Annotated in this window: 14 protein-coding genes and 2 tRNA genes; 7 read left to right on the top strand and 9 right to left on the bottom strand. The window is 45.7% G+C overall.

What is annotated here, in order from left to right; all coding sequences use genetic code 11:
• Positions 1 to 59 precede the first annotated feature (59 nt).
• The 6 genes from T325_RS08155 to T325_RS08135 all read right to left on the bottom strand — a co-directional run bounded on the left by T325_RS08155 (position 60) and on the right by T325_RS08135 (position 7,946).
• Positions 60 to 2,723, bottom strand: a complete 2,664-nt coding sequence (locus T325_RS08155; protein ID WP_036912326.1) for a glycosyl hydrolase — start codon at positions 2,721 to 2,723, stop codon at positions 60 to 62.
• An 88-nt stretch (positions 2,724 to 2,811) separates the two neighbouring features.
• Entirely contained in the window at positions 2,812 to 3,240 is a 429-nt protein-coding gene (locus tag T325_RS08150; protein ID WP_036912324.1) for an acetyl-CoA carboxylase biotin carboxyl carrier protein, read from the bottom strand.
• Between the two features lie 15 nt (positions 3,241 to 3,255).
• Positions 3,256 to 3,408: a hypothetical protein gene (locus T325_RS12855; protein WP_177171982.1), complete on the bottom strand. Its 153-nt coding sequence runs from the start codon at positions 3,406 to 3,408 to the stop codon at positions 3,256 to 3,258.
• Between the two features lie 11 nt (positions 3,409 to 3,419).
• Positions 3,420 to 4,985, bottom strand: coding sequence for an acyl-CoA carboxylase subunit beta (locus T325_RS08145; RefSeq protein WP_036912322.1), 1,566 nt, complete (start codon positions 4,983 to 4,985; stop codon positions 3,420 to 3,422).
• A gap of 39 nt (positions 4,986 to 5,024) precedes the next feature.
• Positions 5,025 to 5,435 carry a methylmalonyl-CoA epimerase gene (gene mce / locus T325_RS08140; RefSeq protein ID WP_036912320.1) on the bottom strand — a complete coding sequence of 137 codons (411 nt, stop codon included), beginning with the start codon at positions 5,433 to 5,435 and terminating at the stop codon, positions 5,025 to 5,027.
• Between the two features lie 150 nt (positions 5,436 to 5,585).
• Positions 5,586 to 7,946 carry a TonB-dependent receptor gene (locus T325_RS08135; protein WP_036912318.1) on the bottom strand — a complete coding sequence of 787 codons (2,361 nt, stop codon included), beginning with the start codon at positions 7,944 to 7,946 and terminating at the stop codon, positions 5,586 to 5,588.
• A gap of 106 nt (positions 7,947 to 8,052) precedes the next feature.
• On the opposite strand from T325_RS08135, the gene T325_RS08130 reads away from it, so the two are divergent.
• The 7 genes from T325_RS08130 (at position 8,053) to T325_RS08105 (ending at position 12,416) form a co-directional block, all read left to right on the top strand.
• Positions 8,053 to 8,502, top strand: a complete 450-nt coding sequence (locus tag T325_RS08130; RefSeq protein WP_036912316.1) for an NfeD family protein — start codon at positions 8,053 to 8,055, stop codon at positions 8,500 to 8,502.
• A gap of 22 nt (positions 8,503 to 8,524) precedes the next feature.
• The gene (locus T325_RS08125) at positions 8,525 to 9,478 is read left to right on the top strand and encodes an SPFH domain-containing protein (RefSeq protein ID WP_036912315.1); all 954 of its coding nucleotides are present in this window, start codon (positions 8,525 to 8,527) and stop codon (positions 9,476 to 9,478) included.
• An 82-nt stretch (positions 9,479 to 9,560) separates the two neighbouring features.
• The gene (gene dapA / locus T325_RS08120) at positions 9,561 to 10,448 is read left to right on the top strand and encodes a 4-hydroxy-tetrahydrodipicolinate synthase (RefSeq protein ID WP_036912314.1); all 888 of its coding nucleotides are present in this window, start codon (positions 9,561 to 9,563) and stop codon (positions 10,446 to 10,448) included.
• Positions 10,448 to 11,329 carry an AraC family transcriptional regulator gene (locus T325_RS08115; RefSeq protein WP_036912313.1) on the top strand — a complete coding sequence of 294 codons (882 nt, stop codon included), beginning with the start codon at positions 10,448 to 10,450 and terminating at the stop codon, positions 11,327 to 11,329. Before dapA ends, T325_RS08115 begins: the two co-directional genes overlap by 1 nt.
• An 83-nt stretch (positions 11,330 to 11,412) precedes the next feature.
• Positions 11,413 to 11,486: transfer RNA gene (locus tag T325_RS08110), tRNA-Arg, on the top strand.
• Positions 11,487 to 11,524: 38 nt separating this feature from the next.
• Positions 11,525 to 11,592: transfer RNA gene (locus tag T325_RS12705), tRNA-Arg, on the top strand.
• A 113-nt stretch (positions 11,593 to 11,705) separates the two neighbouring features.
• A complete protein-coding gene (locus T325_RS08105) occupies positions 11,706 to 12,416 on the top strand; it encodes a sigma-70 family RNA polymerase sigma factor (RefSeq protein ID WP_051949792.1) in 711 nt (236 codons plus the stop codon).
• Between the two features lie 57 nt (positions 12,417 to 12,473).
• Here the strand turns inward: T325_RS08105 and htpG are convergent, their stop codons facing one another.
• From htpG to T325_RS08090, 3 genes are all read right to left on the bottom strand, one after another.
• The gene (gene htpG / locus T325_RS08100; RefSeq protein ID WP_036912311.1) at positions 12,474 to 14,534 is read right to left on the bottom strand and encodes a molecular chaperone HtpG; all 2,061 of its coding nucleotides are present in this window, start codon (positions 14,532 to 14,534) and stop codon (positions 12,474 to 12,476) included.
• Between the two features lie 108 nt (positions 14,535 to 14,642).
• Positions 14,643 to 16,430, bottom strand: coding sequence for a 30S ribosomal protein S1 (rpsA, locus tag T325_RS08095; RefSeq protein ID WP_036912309.1), 1,788 nt, complete (start codon positions 16,428 to 16,430; stop codon positions 14,643 to 14,645).
• 309 nt (positions 16,431 to 16,739) lie between these two features.
• The gene (locus tag T325_RS08090) at positions 16,740 to 18,077 is read right to left on the bottom strand and encodes an NADP-specific glutamate dehydrogenase (protein ID WP_036912307.1); all 1,338 of its coding nucleotides are present in this window, start codon (positions 18,075 to 18,077) and stop codon (positions 16,740 to 16,742) included.
• Positions 18,078 to 18,537: the final 460 nt, after the last annotated feature.

Genomic DNA, 18,537 nt, shown 5'->3' with positions numbered 1-18,537 from the left:
ATGTAAGAGATAGTCTAAACGAGTACAAAACAAGTTGTTTTGTTATGACGAGGGTTATATTAATACTCTAATAGACGTACTTCAGAGTTCAAGCCACTTGGCATTGGCTCCCATGAGTCATAGGTTGTACGTTTGTAATTGATGTCTACGACGTTTATTTCCTCCATTTTGCGCCACTTAATGCCTCGGCGGTCATAGTCGGCAATACGGTTTGCTGGCAGATTTGTTACCTCTATCCGTACTTCGTTGTTGCCAACTTTCAGTGTGTTCTTGCAGTCGAGGATGAATGGTACAGACCATGCACAACCGATGAAATGGCCATTGATGTAGACGCGAGCCGATTCACGGACATCACCCAGATCTATCTTCCAGTGTTTATTAGCCTCTGCTTTCGTGAGTTTGAAACGGGTTGTATAAACACCCGTTCCCATGGTCACCTTCACGCTGTCATCATCGAGAGTCTCCCAGGTCTGAGGCTTTGTGAGGGAAAAGGTCTTCTTCACCTTAGGTGCTTCTTCGGTAAAGGTTAGCGTCCATGGACCTTTTATAACCATACTGTCAGTGATACTTCCTGCGGTTGCCTTATTGTTTTTGTCATTCAAGGGCATTGCCTCGTTGTACGTTTGCAGAATCATCGATTCTCCGCTTTTGAGAGAGATATCAATGCTGTCGCCTGAGATATGGGCAGGTGTTATTTCTCCATTAAGCGGGTTAAACCACGCGGCGTCTTTAAAGCTAATGGCCAACGGTAAACATTCGTGAATGTCATTAGGCGATAGGTTGGCTATGAAATAATGATAGCCGGTGTCGTTCTTTCTGCGGATGGCTTTCAGACCACAATCAGCCTTAATGGCTTCAGGTTTTGCCGCTTTCATCAGGTCGGCTGTTTGTGTACCATATATAATATGCGCACCCTGAGCCTTCAGTTCCTCAATGTGTGCTTTGACGTTTCCAGGCATATTGCCGCTACCAGGAATGATAAGAGCCTTATAGCGGGTTCCTGTTGCTGTTTCTAACATCCCATCCTTATAGTTTGTTGTCAGGATATATCTTTCCGAGATGTAATCGCAGTCAAAACCGGCATGGTCTATGTCAAGGATACTCTGAATGAACTCTGGAGCCAATTTGCCCATGGCGTGAATAGAGAACTGCATGAGCAGTTTCTGAGGATTCTTCTGCCACATGTCGCGAACGGGCAGATAGACTAAGAAATCGTTATCCGGTTGTCCCATCTGTAAGAAACTCTGGCAACGCTCCACATACTGCATGAAGTAGGGCGCATCGCGCCAGATGCTGTTGGTTGGCGACATATCGATGCTGGCATAGAACTTCCACCCTGGCCACGGATCGTCTTTAGGGGAATAGCAGGTTCCATGAAAGAACATGTGGTTGACGCCGGCACAGAACATCAGATCGATATCGGGTTTCAGTTGTGATAGCGATGTACGGAAATGTTCTGTCAGCCATGTAAATGTTTCGCTCGACGTATAGGGCTTGCCACAGATATGGGCGGCTGATGGCGCATATTTCAGCATGGAGAAGTCGGAGTCGTTCTTACGTGTCTTGCCAGAATCCTTTCGTAGTCCCTTGATGCCGAACTCGGACAGACCGAAGCCTTCTATCTCGGGAATATCCACAGCAGCATAACAGTCTATGAGATTAGCCGGGGAGCCGTGAGCCTGATTACGAGTGATGGCTCCATGCTTGTGTGCCCAAGTCGTCCATTGCTGTGTGAAGTTCTCCAACAAAAGATCGCCAAGCGTCTCGCGATAGTCGGACAGGATCTTCGTGTCACCATTCAGCAATTGGCGTAGGTAATGCTCCAACTTATAGCCTCTGCGCTTCTCAAACTCTTCAAAGAGCGTGGGCGTCCAAGTGGCTGCTTCCACTTCGTATGAATCGTTGAAGAAAGTATGAGGATAGGGTGTATGAGTGCGTTCAAAGGCACCTTCAATATGTTGCAGATAGTTACTTACCGCCTTTTTATCGAAGTGGTCAACTACTAGTCCCATTCCACCAGGAGCGGCACGTTTCACATTCATCACGCCATAGCGGCAGTAGAGGGCTATAACCTGCCAATGGGCGCTCTTCATATCCTTGAGTTTCTGCTTAAGGATTTTCTTCTGTGTTTTGTTTGTGGAAGAATTGATTTTGGTTTTTAACAGATCTGCCGGTTTCCAGGTGAGTTTGCCGTTTCTTACGTATTCAGTTACGTCGTAAGGCTCTCCTTGCCAATAGGCCATTGCTCTGTTGAGCCTGCAATACTTGGCCTCTTTCTCTAGTACGGATAAATCAAGTCCGTCGACGGAATCACCTACAAAGGTGGTATCAATGAAAACGGCCTTGCAGGCACTCTCTTCCAATGGAACCCACGGACCGCCAAAAGGCCATCCTGTACCTGTTGCCATATCAACCTCGATGCCCAGCTCCTTTCCGTTTTTCTGCACTTCGCGTAACATCTCCATCCAACGATCAGAGAGGTAGGGGATATTATTGGCGTCGTTGCCTTGTACACCATAGATAGGAGTGATCTCCAGTGCGCCAATGCCATGATTGGCATATTCCTGCATGGTCCACTTCAGGTTCTCCTTGTCAACGGCAGAACCGAGCCACCACCAACGGGCACCAGCTTTGGCTTCGGGCCTTACTTCAGGCCACTGCTGACCAAATGCTGTCAGAGTGATTGTTGCTAAAACTGCAGTGAAGATTGTTTTCTTTATCATTTGTTTATAGTATTTTTGTCTTAGTAGTTTGAAAAAAGAGAGAATGGGTATTGGGTCCATTCTCTCTTTATCGCATCGTGTGATAGTTTTACTCAATAACAATCAGAGCGTCATCTTCCATCACACTCTCACCAATCTTCACACAAACAGCCGTTACCTTACCGTCTTTCTCAGCGGTCAGGTTGTTTGCCATCTTCATGGCCTCAAGTACAACGACTGTATCACCAGCCTTTACCTCATCGCCTTCAGCAACTAAGATATCTGTGATGACACCAGGCAGAGGAGCCTTAACGGCATTGGCCTTGTTGACAGCAGCTTTGTTTGCAACGGGAGCGTCGTTGTTGGCGGCAGGAGTGGCGGCCTTGATAACAGGCTTTTTCTTCTCAGGTTCAGGCTGCTTCTCGAGTTCTACCTTATATTCCTCGCCGTTGACGGTTAAGGTGGCAATGTTATCAGTAATATCTCCGACAACTACCTCATATTTATTACCGTTGATAGTATACTTATATTCTTTCATTATCGATTGGTTTTATTAGGGACGTTGTGTGAATGTCTGTGCATAACCGTTCCACTGTGTAGAATGGGCATTAATGGTAATAATGCCTGGCTCTGCATCGTGGACGTTGTTGCCTAAGTGCTCATGGAGCGCAAGGGCAATTGCTGCATATACTTCGTTATTCTTCATATACAAATCAATTACATTGGAATATTACCGTGCTTCTTGGCGGGCAGGGCATCACGCTTGGTGGCAAGCTGAGCCAGACCGCGGCAGATGCGGAAACGAGTGTTGCGTGGTTCAATCACATCATCGATGTAGCCATACTTGGCTGCCTGATAAGGATTAGCGAAGAGCTCGTTGTACTCGTCCTCCTTCTCAGCGATGAAGGCCTTAACGTCCTCACCAGCTTCCTTCTTAGCCTTAGCTTCCTTAGCATAGAGCACAGCAGCGGCACCAGAAGCACCCATTACTGCAATCTCAGCTGAAGGCCATGCATAGTTAAGGTCGGTGTGGAGTTGCTTAGAACCCATTACGATGTGTGAACCGCCGTATGACTTACGCAGAGTAACGGTAATCTTGGGCACTGTTGCCTCACCGTAAGCATAGAGCAACTGGGCTCCGTGCAGAATAACTGCATTGTACTCCTGGCCTGTACCAGGCAAGAAACCGGGAACGTCAACGAGTGATACGATAGGAATATTGAAGGCGTCGCAGAAACGAACGAAACGGGCACCCTTACGAGAAGCGTTTACGTCGAGTACACCAGCATAGCAGTTAGGCTGGTTGGCAACGATACCTACACTCTGGCCGTTGAAACGGGCAAAACCGACAATGATATTCTTTGCAAACTTTGGCTGAACCTCGAAGAATTCACCATCATCAACTACAGCACCGATAACCTTATACATGTCGTATGCCTCGTTGGGGTTTTCTGGGATAATCTCATTCAGAGAATCCTCCATACGGTTGATGGGGTCTTCTGTTGCCTTGAAAGGAGCAGTCTCCATATTGTTTGAAGGAATATAGCTCAACAGGGTTTTAATCATCTGCAAACCTTCCTCCTCAGTTGCTGCGGTGAAATGGGTTACACCAGACTTGGTTGCGTGAACGCTGGCACCACCCAGATGTTCCTGATCAATATCCTCACCGGTAACAGTCTTAACAACCTTCGGACCAGTCAGGAACATATATGAAGTACCTTCCATCATCAAGGTGAAGTCGGTGAGTGCTGGGCTGTAAACAGAACCACCGGCACAGGGACCGAAAATTCCTGAAATCTGTGGAATAACACCTGAGGCAAGAATGTTGCGCTCGAAAATCTCGGCAAAACCAGCCAATGAGTTGATACCCTCTTGAATACGAGCACCACCTGAGTCGTTAATACCGATAACGGGAGCTCCCATCTTCATGGCCATATCCATAACTTTGCAGATCTTCTGACTCATTGTCTCTGAAAGAGAACCTGCATGAACAGTAAAGTCCTGTGCGAATACGAATACCAGACGGCCATCGATAGTACCACTACCAGCTACGACACCATCGCCGAGGAACTGCTTTTTCTCCATACCGAAGTTATGGCAGCGGTGCTCTTTGAACATGTCATACTCCTCGAACGAGCCCTCGTCGAGGAGCATTTCAATACGCTCACGGGCTGTATACTTACCACGGTCGTGCTGTTTCTGAATAGCTTTTTCACCACCACCGAGACGTGCCTGTTCGCGCTTCTCGATGAGTTGCTTGATTTTTTCTAATTGTTTGCTCATTGTTTTATTTAAGTGTTTGAGAATGTTCGTTATTTCTGTTTATTCAGGGTGTTCACATAGTTCTGTGAGAATTCCACATGTTGACTTCGGGTGCAGGAAAGCAATGTTCAGTCCTTCGGCACCTTTGCGCGGTTTTTCGTCAATCAGACGTATGCCTTTCTCGGATACTTCTGCAAGACCCTTGGCGACACCGTCTTCTACGCAGAAGGCTACATGGTGTACGCCCTTATTACCCTTATCGAGCCACTTCTGGATTGTACTCTCGGGTGATGTGGGCTCCAGCAGTTCCAACTTAACTTCGCCGCAGCGAAGGAAGGCGGTCTTTACTTTCTGGTCTTCAACGACCTCTGTTGCATAACACTCTAAGCCCAGCACGTCAGTGAAATACGGCAGGCTCTCCTCGATGCTCTGGACGGCAATGCCCAGGTGCTCAATGTGGGAAATCTTCATATCTTTTAATGTTAGAGAATTGATAATTTTATCAAATTACGTGCAAAGGTACAAAAGATATATGACATTCCCTTCTTTATTTTGCTTTTTTTAATTAAAAAAAGAGATTGCTACTAAATCCTGGTGATAATCTCTCATTTTAATACTTTATTAGAATTCAACTGTAAGTCTTCCGTTAATTTGTCTACCTGTCAGATAGTTAGGTACCGCCCACTGGCGATTCGTAACATCGGTTACCCAATAATAACTGTTAACATTGGATATACCGAATAGGTTCAGGCAGTCTATACCTATCCATAGATTCTTGATACCATATTCATCTTTGACAGCTCTGTAACTCATTCCGATGTCAGCTCGTTTATAGGCTGGTGCACGGAACTGCTGTTGCTCCAAACCTCTATGTGGGGCTCCAAAAGGAAGACCATCGGCATATGCCATACGAAGTGTCATTCTCCATCGCTCAGTACCGGGGAAATAGTCGGTGAAATGGAGGTTTACTGACCATCTTTGATCTGTTGGCATAGGAATCCAATTGTTACCAAACTTCTGTCGGGTACTCATCAGTGAGAAAGTTAACCATGAGTCTGTGCCTGGTACGAATTCACCATATATTTTTAAGTCTATTCCTGCAGCATATCCCTTGCAGATATTATTGCCATAATATGTAATCTTAAGATTCTGAATGTTATATGGTATCAGGTTCGATAATGCTTTATAATATGCCTCAGCGGATAACTTAAACTTTCGATTGAGCATTTTAAACCTATAATCCACGCCTCCAATGAATTGAATGGATTTCTGACTCTTGATTTTTTCGTTTGAAATTGCTGTGGTTATACCGTTTTGCATCAGTGTATCTCGGATCTCCTTGTAGAAGGGCGCTTGATAGTATATACCAGTAGCTAAACGGAATGTCACATCTTGATTAAAGGCTGGTATTATCGCTAACGAGGCTCTTGGCGATATGATGGTTTCTTTATTGAACGACCAATTGGCTAATCTGATACCATAGTTAAATGTATAATATGTGTCGCCCTTTGAGAATCGGTAGGTGTCTTGTATGTAGGCTTCCGTTCGATAGTTCTTCACATTATTCTTCGCTGAAAGTGTATAGATCATGTCAAGCCTTTCTGAGGAGTGGGGGATAGAATATCCGGTGGAATCGCGCATTTCGTACTCCTTTGACTGCTCTTTGATGTGCTCCTGTTTATAGGTGATACCTGCTTCGATATCATGATGTCCTGCACGATGATTTCCTGTCAGTTTTATATTGATGACATCTGCGGTAAGATAGTTGCGTGCATGTTCCATGTACGTTCCAACCCCCAGATTCTCTTGAGTCAGCGTATTGTCGAGCCAATACTGTCCCATGATGTCATATTGCTCACTTTCTTTTGTGTGGAATGCTGACATAAGGATTTTAAGTTTGGTGTAATCCCCAAAATGCCGGGTAATGCCAATTGTACCGAAAAGAGTGCGGAACAAGTCTTTTTCTTGTCCGTCGAAGTATACCTTAAAGGCCTTGACATCGGCCAAGGTGCCAAAACTGGTTTCTCTGTCTTCTGGAATGAAGTTATAATGATTCTCAGAGACATATCCCATCACGTCGATATTCCATCTCTTATTCGGATTGTATGTTATATATGTCTGATAATCAAGAAAATTAGGTTTGTATTCTCCAGTAGTTTCTAGAGACCCTAACAGATAACGGTTAGTCTTGTATCTGATACCATGACTCATCGAGAATTTTCCGTTCCCATACCCCAGGTAGCCACTTGCGTCAAGAAGCGATGCTGTTGCAGAAGCCTTAAAGCCTTTAGGCTGACAATAAGTAATATCCAGAGTCGATGACATCTTGTCGCCATATTTTGCCTCAAATCCGCCAGTAGAGAAGCCAATCTTTTCTACCATATCAGGATTAATGACAGAGAGTCCTTCTTGTTGACCGCTGCTGATGAGTAATGGGCGATATACCTCTACGCCATTGATATAGACAGAGTTTTCATCAAACGAGCCACCTCTTACATTATATTGCGATGACAGCTCGTTATGGGTTGATACGCCTGCTTGCTGCTGTATCATTTCTTCTACAGCATTGCCGGTTGTTGCAGGCCCTTGTCGAACGTCTTTTATGTTAAGCTGTTGTGTCTGTGATGTCTGTCTTCGCTTTTCAGTGATAACGATTTCCTGCAGAGCCTCCATCGGTCGCATCACAATCTGTACATTAATCTTGCCTTTGGGGTGGCGGAATATACGTTTTCTAGCGCTATAGCCAACCATCGTGAATCTGACTTCAACAGAATCGGCCGAATGTAAATCGAGAGAAAATTCGCCTTTCAAGTTAGTCATTGTCATTTTACCTTGTGCTAAGCATGATACAGTTACCAATTCCAAGGCGTGTTCCTCTTCATCAACAACCTTGCCTTTGAGTGTGAAACCATCGGCATGGGCCATGATGCTCATCATCAGGCATATGAGTATAATTGCGAGTCTGACATTTCTTCTTACCATACTCTTTAATAACGTAAAAAGTCATATTTTATTTGGACGTATCATAGTTTTTTCGTACCTTTGACCCCAAAAGAAATAATATCAACCAATATACGAATAGAATTTTATGATAGATTACATTTCGCAACATGTGTGGCAATTATGGGTGGTGATAGCCGTCGTTTGCCTTATTCTTGAATTAATGGCTGGCGATTTCTTCATTATTTGCTTTGCTATTGGTGCAGTCTTCGCAGCTATAGTATCTGCCTTTGATGGTGGAATCTGGCTCCAGTTATCCGCCTTTGCCGTCTTCACTCTCATCAGTCTTTTCTGGGTTCGTCCCTTTGCTCAACGCTATCTGCATAAAGGTGAGGATAGTCGTGTCAGTAATGCCGATGCTTTGTTGGGGCGTCAAGGTAAAGTTGTAGAAACCGTCAAAGCGGGAGGTTATGGCCGAGTGCAAATTGATGGTGATATATGGAAAGCTGTAACCCTTGGTGAGGTCGATATTCCCGAAGGCTCCAACGTCACCGTTATCGATCGCGCATCAACTATCATTACTGTAGAAATATTATAAACCCAAAACATTAATACGAATTATGGATATTATGACATCTATTCTGATAGCCGTCATCATTCTGGTGGTTATCTTTGCCAAAATGGCACTTGTGATTATTCCGCAGTCAGAGACAAAGATCATTGAACGTTTGGGACGTTACTATGCTACGCTTCAGCCCGGTATCAATATCATTATTCCATTTATCGACCGCGCTAAATCTATCGTTGTTCTGAATCACGGACGATACATGTACTCTACAACCATTGATTTGCGTGAGCAAGTGTACGACTTCCCCAAACAGAATGTGATAACAAAGGATAATGTGCAGACGGAAATTAATGCGTTGCTGTATTTCCAGATTGTAGACCCTTTCAAGGCTACATACGAGATTAACAATCTGCCCAATGCCATTGAGAAACTTACGCAGACCACTCTACGTAATATTATCGGTGAACTGGAACTTGACGAGACATTGACATCGCGCGATACTATTAATAAGAAACTCTCTGCCGTGCTCGACGATGCTACGGATAAGTGGGGTGTTAAGGTGAACCGTGTAGAATTGCAGGATATCACGCCTCCTGATTCTGTGCTTACAGCCATGGAGAAGCAGATGCAGGCAGAACGTAACAAACGTGCGCAGATTCTTACTTCCGAAGGACAGAAGGCTGCAGAGATTCTGGCCTCAGAAGGTGAGAAGACGGCGGTTATTAACAAGGCTCAGGCTGCTAAGGAACAGGCGATTCTTGAGGCTGAAGGTGAAGCTCAGGCTCGTATCCGTAAAGCGGAGGCTGAAGCAAAAGCCATTGAACTGATTACCCAGGCTGTTGGTAAGAGTACCAATCCCGCCAACTATCTGCTGGCTCAGAAATATATTCAGATGATGCAGGAACTGGCTGAAGGTGACAAGACCAAAACCGTTTATCTGCCCTATGAGGCAACCAACCTTCTTGGATCGATAGGAGGTATAAAAGACTTATTCAAAGCAGAATAACACAAAAAATGAAAAAATCGCAGCAAATTGCTGCGATTTTCATTTTTAATGTGTATCTTTGCAGCCGAAAAGATTAGACTATATGGTACACAATATTTTCAAGGGCTTGGGCATTGCGCTCATCACCCCTTTCAAGGAAGATGGCTCGGTAGACTATGAATCGCTGATGCGCCTGGTGGAGTATCAGCTTAACAATGGAGCAGATTTTCTCTGTATTCTCGCTACAACGGGTGAAACACCTACACTTACTGCAGAGGAAAAATCCAAGATTAAGAACATGATTGTTGATAGGGTACAAGGTAAAGTGCCTATTCTGATGGGGTGTGGTGGTAATAATACCGCAGCTGTAGTAGAGGAGTTGAAGACTGGTGATTTCAAGGGTATTGACGGCGTACTCAGCGTATGTCCTTACTATAACAAGCCCTCTCAGGAAGGTCTCTACCAACACTTCAAAGCCATCGCAGCCGCCACCTCTCTGCCTGTAGTATTATATAATGTTCCCGGGCGCACGGGCGTGAATCTGCAGGCTGCAACAACGGTTCGATTAGCTCGTGATTGCAAGAATATTGTTGCAATTAAAGAAGCAAGTGGTAATCTCGAACAAGTGAATGAAATCATCAAGAACAAGCCTAACGACTTTGATGTTATCAGTGGCGATGATGCTCTCACTTTCCCAATGGTAAGTTGTGGCGCAGTAGGTGTTATTTCTGTTATCGGCAATGCTCTGCCTAAGGAGTTCTCAAGAATGATTCGTTTGCAGATGCGTGGTGAATACGATCCTGCTCGTACTATACATCATCGTTTTACAGATCTTTTTTCTTTGCTCTTCGTTGATGGAAACCCTGCGGGCGTTAAAGCGATGCTGTCTGAGATGGGATTTATCCAGAACGTGCTCCGTTTGCCGCTTGTACCTATGCGTATTAACAATATGCATCGTATGTCTGAAATCTTGAAAGAGCTTAAAATCTGATGGACTCAAAGGTTATTCATGAGATTACCCCTTTGATGGGTAAGGATGTGCTTTATATAGCAGACCGTCGCAAGAAAGAGTTTACCTATCCGATACATAACCATGAGGTTTACGAACTTAACTTCGTGGAGCATGCTAAAGGTGTGCGTCGTATTGTTGGTGATTCTAACGAGATTATCGGCGATTATGATCTGGTGCTTATCACAAGTCCGGATCTTGAACATGTATGGGAACAAGGCGACTGCCAGAGTGATGATATTCGTGAGATAACTATCCAGTTTGATATCGATTTCAGTGATAGCGGCATTTTTGCACGTAATCCCTTCAACTCTATGAAGAAGATGATGCTTGAGGCCCAGAAAGGACTTAGTTTCCCCTTGGATGCCATCATGCGCGTTTATCAGCAACTTGATACACTCAGTTCTGTGAAAGATGGTTTTTATGCCTTTATGCAGTTTCTTACCATTCTCTACGAACTGTCCAAGTGTGATGGGGCCCGCACGCTTGCTTCAAGCAGTTTTGCCAAGGTTGAGGTATCGAGCGATAGCCGTAGGGTGCAGAAAGTCAAGAGTTATATCGACCAACATTATAAAGAGGAGATCCGCCTTACTAAGGTGGCTGATATTGCAGGCATGAGTCCTTCGGCCTTCAGTAGATTCTTCAAACTCCACACGGGGCGAAATCTGAGCGAGTATATTATTGATCAGAGATTAGGGTATGCCAGCCGTATGTTGGTTGACAGTACACATTCCATCGCCGAAATAGGTTTTGGTTGTGGCTTTAACAATCTGAGTAATTTTAATCGTATATTCAAAAAACGTAAGGGTTGTAGCCCTTCAGAATTCCGCGAAAACTACCATAAGACACGGATTATCGTGTAAAAACGAACTTTTTTCGAAAAAAGACTCCAAAAATTTGGCTGTTCCAAAAAAAGTGTGTACCTTTGCACCCGCAAATCGGAAATGGTTCCGTAGCTCAACTGAATAGAGCATCTGACTACGGATCAGAAGGTTGTGGGTTTGAATCCCGCCGGAATCACAAAAACGGTTGCAAAAATAAGGAACAATGGGTCATTTGGGGCTCAACTGAATAGAGCATCTGACTACGGATCAGAAGGTTGTGGGTTTGAATCCCGCCGGAATCACAAAATAATGAAAATCCCACTTGAATGATTACATTCAGTGGGATTTTTTCTTTTCTCTTTTTTCTTTGTCTATTCAAAATAATATTGTATCTTTGCACCAAAAGAAAAGATATATGGAAGATTCTGTATTAAATAGGTATTTAGATGAGATAGGTAAGGAAGTGCTGCTTTCTGACCAGGAAGAGAAAGAACTTTCAGTCCGTATACAGAGTGGTGACTCCAGGGCGCTGTCAAAGCTTGTGGAAGCCAATCTGAGGTTTGTTGTTACTATTGCCCGTCAATATAAGGGCAAAGGGGTATCGATGGAAGATCTCGTGAGCGAAGGAAATATCGGTCTGATGAAGGCCGCAAGCAAGTTTGATGCTTCGCGAGGCATTCGTTTTGTGAACTTTGCCGTTGTTTATGTTCGCCAGGCCATCGAGAAAGCCATAGACCAGCAAGGAGGCCTTTATCAGGTACCTAAGGATGTGAAAGACGAGTTTGCCCGTCAGCAGAGTATGCCTTTGTCGGTTGATGCTCCTTTGGGGCATCGTGCTAATATGAATCTGTTATCAGTATTGGTAAATAAAGATGCACCGCTTGCCGACGAGCGTGTACATTCAGAGGCCATCGAGGAAGCTGTAGAGTTCGCCTTAGGTACGCTTGATAAGCGTGAGTCGCAGGTCATCAATTCCTATTATGGAATTAACCAGAAACATGAGACAATGGCCGAGATAGCTGAAGATATGGAACTGAAGCGTGAACGTATTCGCCAGATACGCGACAAAGCTGTTCGCAAACTTCGTAAAGCATATAAGAACCGTCTCCGCGAATTACACAGATAAAAAAAGCTCCTCACATCGAGGAGCTTTTTTATTGATATAACGGAGAGAAGTCTCTCATTACTTAATCAGATCCACTGAACGCTTCAGGAACTTATCAAGGGCCTCGCCCTTAAGCATACCATTCTGAAGCAGTGCCAGGTCGATGAGCTGATGAACAATGCTGTTATCTTTTGCATAGTCGGCAATCACAGCTTGCTTCTTGTCCTTCTGCTCCTGTACAGCCTTCTCTGCTTCAGCCTTCTGGTCCTTATCCTCCTGAGTCAGTTCGTCGTACTTCTTCTTGTCTTGAGCGGCTCGTATGGCAGCCAGACGAGCCTCCTGACCCTTCAGTTCTGCTACGATAGGCTTCAGGGCCTCTGCTGTAGCGGCCTCGCTGTCCTCGAGCACCTTCTTTACCAGCGGATGGTCGGCGTTGAGCACGATGTTGAATGAGTCAGGCATCTGGCCATAGAAGTTCATACCAGCCTGGAAGCGACTCATCTCCTTCATACGACGCATATATTCGTTCTGAGTGATGATGACGGGGCGAGCCTCTTCACCAAGAGCGTCTACCTGTACCATGAACTCTGCCTTGTCAATCTTTGGCATCTGTGTGCGGAACACGGCTGACAAATTGTCACTCTGTTCGTCGGTGAGTTCACTCTTCTTCTGGTCATCTTTCACAATCAGACGATCAATGATATCACTATCCACACGAGTAAAGCGGCTCTTCTCAAACTTCTGCTCCAGTGTCTGGATGGTTGGAACATCCAACTGACCGTCGAGCAGCAGCACAGAATATCCCTTATCCTGAGCAGCCTTGATGTATGAGTACTGCTCGTCCTTGTCGGTAGCATAGAGATATACAAGCTGGTCGTCCTTATCCTTTTGGTTGGCTTCAATCAGTGTCTTGTATTCATCGAATGTAAAGAACTTACCTTCAGTATCTTTCATCAGAGCAAAGTCCTTGGCACGGTCGTAGAAGCCTTCCTCAGACAGGATACCATAGTTGATGAACAGTTTCAGGTCGTCCCACTTCTCCTCGTACTGCTTGCGGTCTTCCTTGAAAATAGAATTCAGGCGGTCGGCCACCTTCTTGGTGATGTAGGTAGAAATTTTCTTCACCTCACGGTCGCTCTGCAGATAGCTACGGCTTACGTTCAGGGGAATGTCTGGAGAGTCGATGACACCGTGCAACAGAGTCAGGAACTCGGGTACGATGCCCTCTACCTGGTCAGTTACGAACACCTGGTTGCAGTAGAGCTGGATTTTATTCTTCTGCAGGTCGATATTCGACTTGATACGGGGGAAATAAAGAATACCAGTCAGGTTGAAAGGATAGTCAACGTTCAGGTGAATCCAGAACATCGGCTCGTCGCTCATGGGGTAGAGTGTGCGGTAGAAGTTCTTGTAGTCCTCGTCTTTCAGTGTTGAAGGAGTCTTTGTCCACAGTGGCTCTACGTTATTGATAATGTTGTCCTCATCCTTGTCAACCATCTTTTTCTCTTCGCTGCTCCATTCCTGCTTTTTGCCGAAGGCCACGGGAACGGCCATGAACTTGCAGTACTTGTTGAGAAGTCCTTCCAGCTTACCCTTATCGAGGAATTCCTTGCAGTCGTCGTCGATATAGAGGATGATGTCTGAACCACGATCCTCGCGCTCTGCATCGTCAATCTCATAGGCAGGGCTACCGTCGCAGCTCCATTTTACGGCCTTTGAACCGTCTTTCCAAGACTTCGTAATGATTTCCACCTTCTTAGAAACCATGAATGAAGAGTAGAATCCCAGTCCGAAGTGACCGATAATGCTGTTTGCGTTATCCTTATATTTCTCCAGGAAGTCGCTTACGCCTGAGAAGGCAATCTGATTGATATACTTCTCAATCTCTTCCTCAGTCATACCGATACCGTGGTCGCTGATGGTGATTGTTCCCTTGTCGGCGTCGAAGTTCACACGTACGGTCAGATCACCCAGTTCGCCCTTGAAATCGCCTTGGGCAGCGAGTGTCTTCATCTTCTGCGTTGCGTCGACGGCATTGGAAACCATCTCACGCAGGAAAATCTCATGGTCACTATAGAGAAACTTTTTGATGACGGGGAAAATATTCTCGGTTGTAACCCCGATGTTACCTTTTTGCATAATATCTATATAAATTTATAATCTGCCAAGGTTTCTGCAAATATCGTGCCAAAAAAATCCCTCCGGAGGATTTCCGGAGGGATTACTAATTATAGAGTAGGAGAGTGATTACTTCTTCTTCTCACCCTTCTCCATCTGAGCCTTCAGCTGAGCCAGAGCGTCGATGTCGCCGAGGGTTGTGCTGGCAGCTACATTCTCAATCTTTGGAGCGTCGTTCTTTGGAGCGCGAGCCTTCTTGGCTGCAGCCTTCTTCTCCTCACGAGCGGGATCCTCGAAGGTGCGGCTGTGAGACAAGATGATACGCTTGCTGTCCTTGTTGAACTCAATAACCTTGAAGGGCAGAGTCTCACCGAGAACGGCCTGTGAACCATCCTCCTTAACGAGGTGCTTAGGAGTAGCGAAGCCCTCAACGTTCTCCTCGAGAGATACAACGGCGCCCTTCTCGAGCATCTCGCTGATCTTACCCTCGTGGATAGAGCCAACGGTGTACTTATCCTCGAATACATCCCAAGGATTGTCCTCAAGCTGCTTGTGTCCGAGAGACAGACGACGGTTCTCCTTGTCGATATCCAGAACGATTACATCGATCTGAGCACCTACCTGAGTGAACTCTGAAGGATGCTTAACCTTCTTGGTCCATGACAGGTCGCTGATGTGAATCAGGCCGTCAACACCCTCCTCGAGCTCAACAAATACACCAAAGTTGGTGAAGTTGCGAACCTTTGCAGTGTGCTTGCTGCCAACAGGATATTTGGTCTCGATAGCCTCCCAGGGATCCTCGCGGAGCTGCTTGATACCAAGTGACATCTTGCGCTCGTCACGGTCGAGAGTCAGGATTACAGCCTCTACCTCTTCGCCAACCTTCAGGAACTCCTGAGCTGAACGGAGGTGCTGGCTCCATGACATCTCTGATACGTGAATCAGACCCTCAACACCAGGCTGAATCTCAACGAATGCACCGTAGTCGGCGATAACAACAACCTTACCCTTTACGTGGTCACCAACCTTGAGGTCAGCATCCAGAGCATCCCAGGGATGTGGGGTGAGCTGCTTCAGACCGAGGGCGATGCGACGCTTCTCGTCGTCGAAGTCGAGGATTACAACATTGATCTTCTGGTCGAGCTCAACTACCTTGTGAGGATCGTCTACGCGGCCCCAAGACAGGTCTGTGATGTGGATGAGTCCGTCAACACCACCGAGGTCAACGAATACACCGTAAGAAGTGATGTTCTTAACGGTACCCTCAAGAATCTGACCCTTCTCAAGACGGCCGATGATCTCCTTCTTCTGAGCCTCGAGCTCCTGCTCGATGAGAGCCTTGTGAGATACAACAACGTTGCGGAACTCCTGGTTAATCTTAACAACCTTGAACTCCATAGTCTTGCCTACGAACTGATCGTAGTCGCGTATGGGGTGAACGTCGATCTGAGAGCCGGGCAGGAAGGCCTCGATGCCGAATACGTCGACAATCATACCGCCCTTAGTGCGACACTTGATGTAACCCTGAATGATTGCATCAGCCTCGAGAGCTGCGTTAACCTCATCCCAAGACTTGCTCAGGCGAGCCTTCTTGTGAGAAAGAAGGAGCTGGCCCTTCTTGTCCTCTGCGCTCTCAACGTAAACCTCTACCTTGTCGCCAACCTTCAGGTCGGGATTGTAGCGGAACTCTGAAGCGGGGATGATACCGTCGCTCTTGTAGCCGATGTTGACAACAACTTCCTTCTTGTCAACGCTGATCACGGTACCTTCTACTACCTGGTGATCGGCTACCTTGTTAAGGGTTTCGTCATACGCTTTGTCAAGCTCTTCCTTGCTGACACCAGCGGTCGTGCCATTTTCAAACTCGTCCCAATTGAAATCGTCGAGTGGCTTAACGTTCTTTGTTAATTCTGACATAATATAAATTTCTTGTGCCCCTCGTTTGTTTGTCGGGGCGGGGTCTGAACAGACGTTTACCAGACCATCTTTAAAGGGTTAATATTCGATAGGAGCAAGCGCCTGTTCCGGCTCCTATTTCCCCCTACGGGGGAGAAAGCGGCTGCAAAGGTAGTCATTTTCCGTGAAAAGTAAGTGGTAAGGGTGGAGAAGTAAGGGATGATTTATGAATTATTAACAAAAAAGAGAGCCGACCCTTTCGAGTCAGCCCTCCATTCCTATCATATTAATAACTATTTAGTTATACTTCATTAAGGTCATTATACAATGTTATACAATGCCCTGAGCCATCATGGCATTGGCAACCTTCATGAAGCCGGCAACATTAGCACCCTTCACGTAGTTGATGTAACCGTCAGCCTGAGTACCGTACTTCACGCAGTTCTCGTGAATGTCGGCCATGATGCGCTTCAGGTAGTCGTCAACCTCCTTAGAAGTCCAGCTCAGACGCTCAGAGTTCTGTGACATCTCAAGACCTGATACTGATACACCACCAGCGTTAGAAGCCTTACCAGGAGCATACAACAGCTTGTTATCCTGGAAGATCTTGATAGCCTCGGGCAGTGAAGGCATGTTAGCACCCTCAGCAACAGCGATTACACCATTGTCTACGAGAGCCTGAGCCTGCTCACCGTTGATCTCGTTCTGAGTAGCGCAAGGCAGAGCGATATCGGCCTTCTCGTGCCAAGGACGCTCACCAGCGTGATATACTGCGTTAGGATACTCCTCTGCATATTCCTTAATACGTCCGCGCTCAACGTTCTTCAGCTCCTTAACATAAGCCAGCTTGTCGAAGTCGATTCCGTCTGGATCGTAGATGTAACCGTCTGAGTCAGAGAGAGTCATGGGGATAGCACCGAGCTGCAGGCACTTCTCAGCAGCATACTGAGCAACGTTACCAGAACCAGAAATCAGCACCTTCTTACCCTTCAGCTCGATACCACGTGTAGCCAGCATTGAAGTCAGGAAGTAAACTGTACCGTAACCAGTAGCCTCAGGACGAATCAGTGAACCACCGAATGAGAGACCCTTACCGGTCAGTACACCCTGGAACTGGTGTGTGAGCTTCTTGTACTGTCCGAACAGGTAACCAACCTCACGGCCACCTACACCGATATCACCAGCGGGAACGTCCTCATCAGGACCGATTACGCGATAAAGCTCATTCATGAATGCCTGGCAGAAACGCATTACCTCAGCGTCGCTCTTGCCACGAGGAGAGAAGTCTGATCCACCCTTAGCACCACCCATAGGCAGTGTGGTCAGAGAGTTCTTGAAGGTCTGCTCGAAAGCCAGGAACTTCAGGATACCCAGGTTTACACTCTTGTGATAGCGGAGACCACCTTTGTACGGGCCGATAGCATTGTTGTGCTGAATACGGTAACCCATGTTTGTCTGTACGTTACCCTTATCGTCGGTCCAGGTAATACGGAACTCACAAACGCGATCGGGGATGCAAAGGCGCTCAATGAGGTTGGCCTTCTCAAACTCGGGGTGCTTGTTGTACTCTTCCTCAATTGTGGGAAGTACCTGAGAAACTGCCTGGATGTACTCCGGCTCATTAGGGAATCTCTTTTTCAGATCCTCAACAACTTGTGCTGCATTCATAATCTAATTGTTTTTTTAAGTGTTATAATGATTAAATATTCATTTTTATAGTCTCTACTGCTTTTACAGAGCATTCTGTCTTTACAGTTTTCAAATTCGACTGCAAAATTACATCAAAAATCTGAATTACCAAACATTTTATCAATTATTTATTAAAAAATCTATCTTTTTGTCACATAATTGATATATGTCAAGCCAAAAAGTAATTTATATACATTTATTATGTGTTCGATAACAAGTTGCGGTCTGTTTCTGATTGCCCGTCATCCGCAGGCTTCCCGTTTCTGCATATATATTTAATATAGGTGATATGTTTGCTCCAAGCAAAGGTTGACTTTTATCCGCAGAAACCCAGACTTCCCTCCGAGCAAAGTCGGTCAATCTGCTGCAGTTGTTGCAGTGTTGCAGTTGTTTGAGAGCTTAGCGTACCTCCTAAAAAAGGTCTATATATTATATATTA

Origin of the sequence: Prevotella sp. FD3004 (assembly GCF_000746155.1) — a bacterium.
In the GTDB taxonomy this organism is placed as follows: Bacteria; Bacteroidota; Bacteroidia; order Bacteroidales; family Bacteroidaceae; genus Prevotella.
This window is presented reverse-complemented; position numbering and strand designations above follow the sequence as displayed.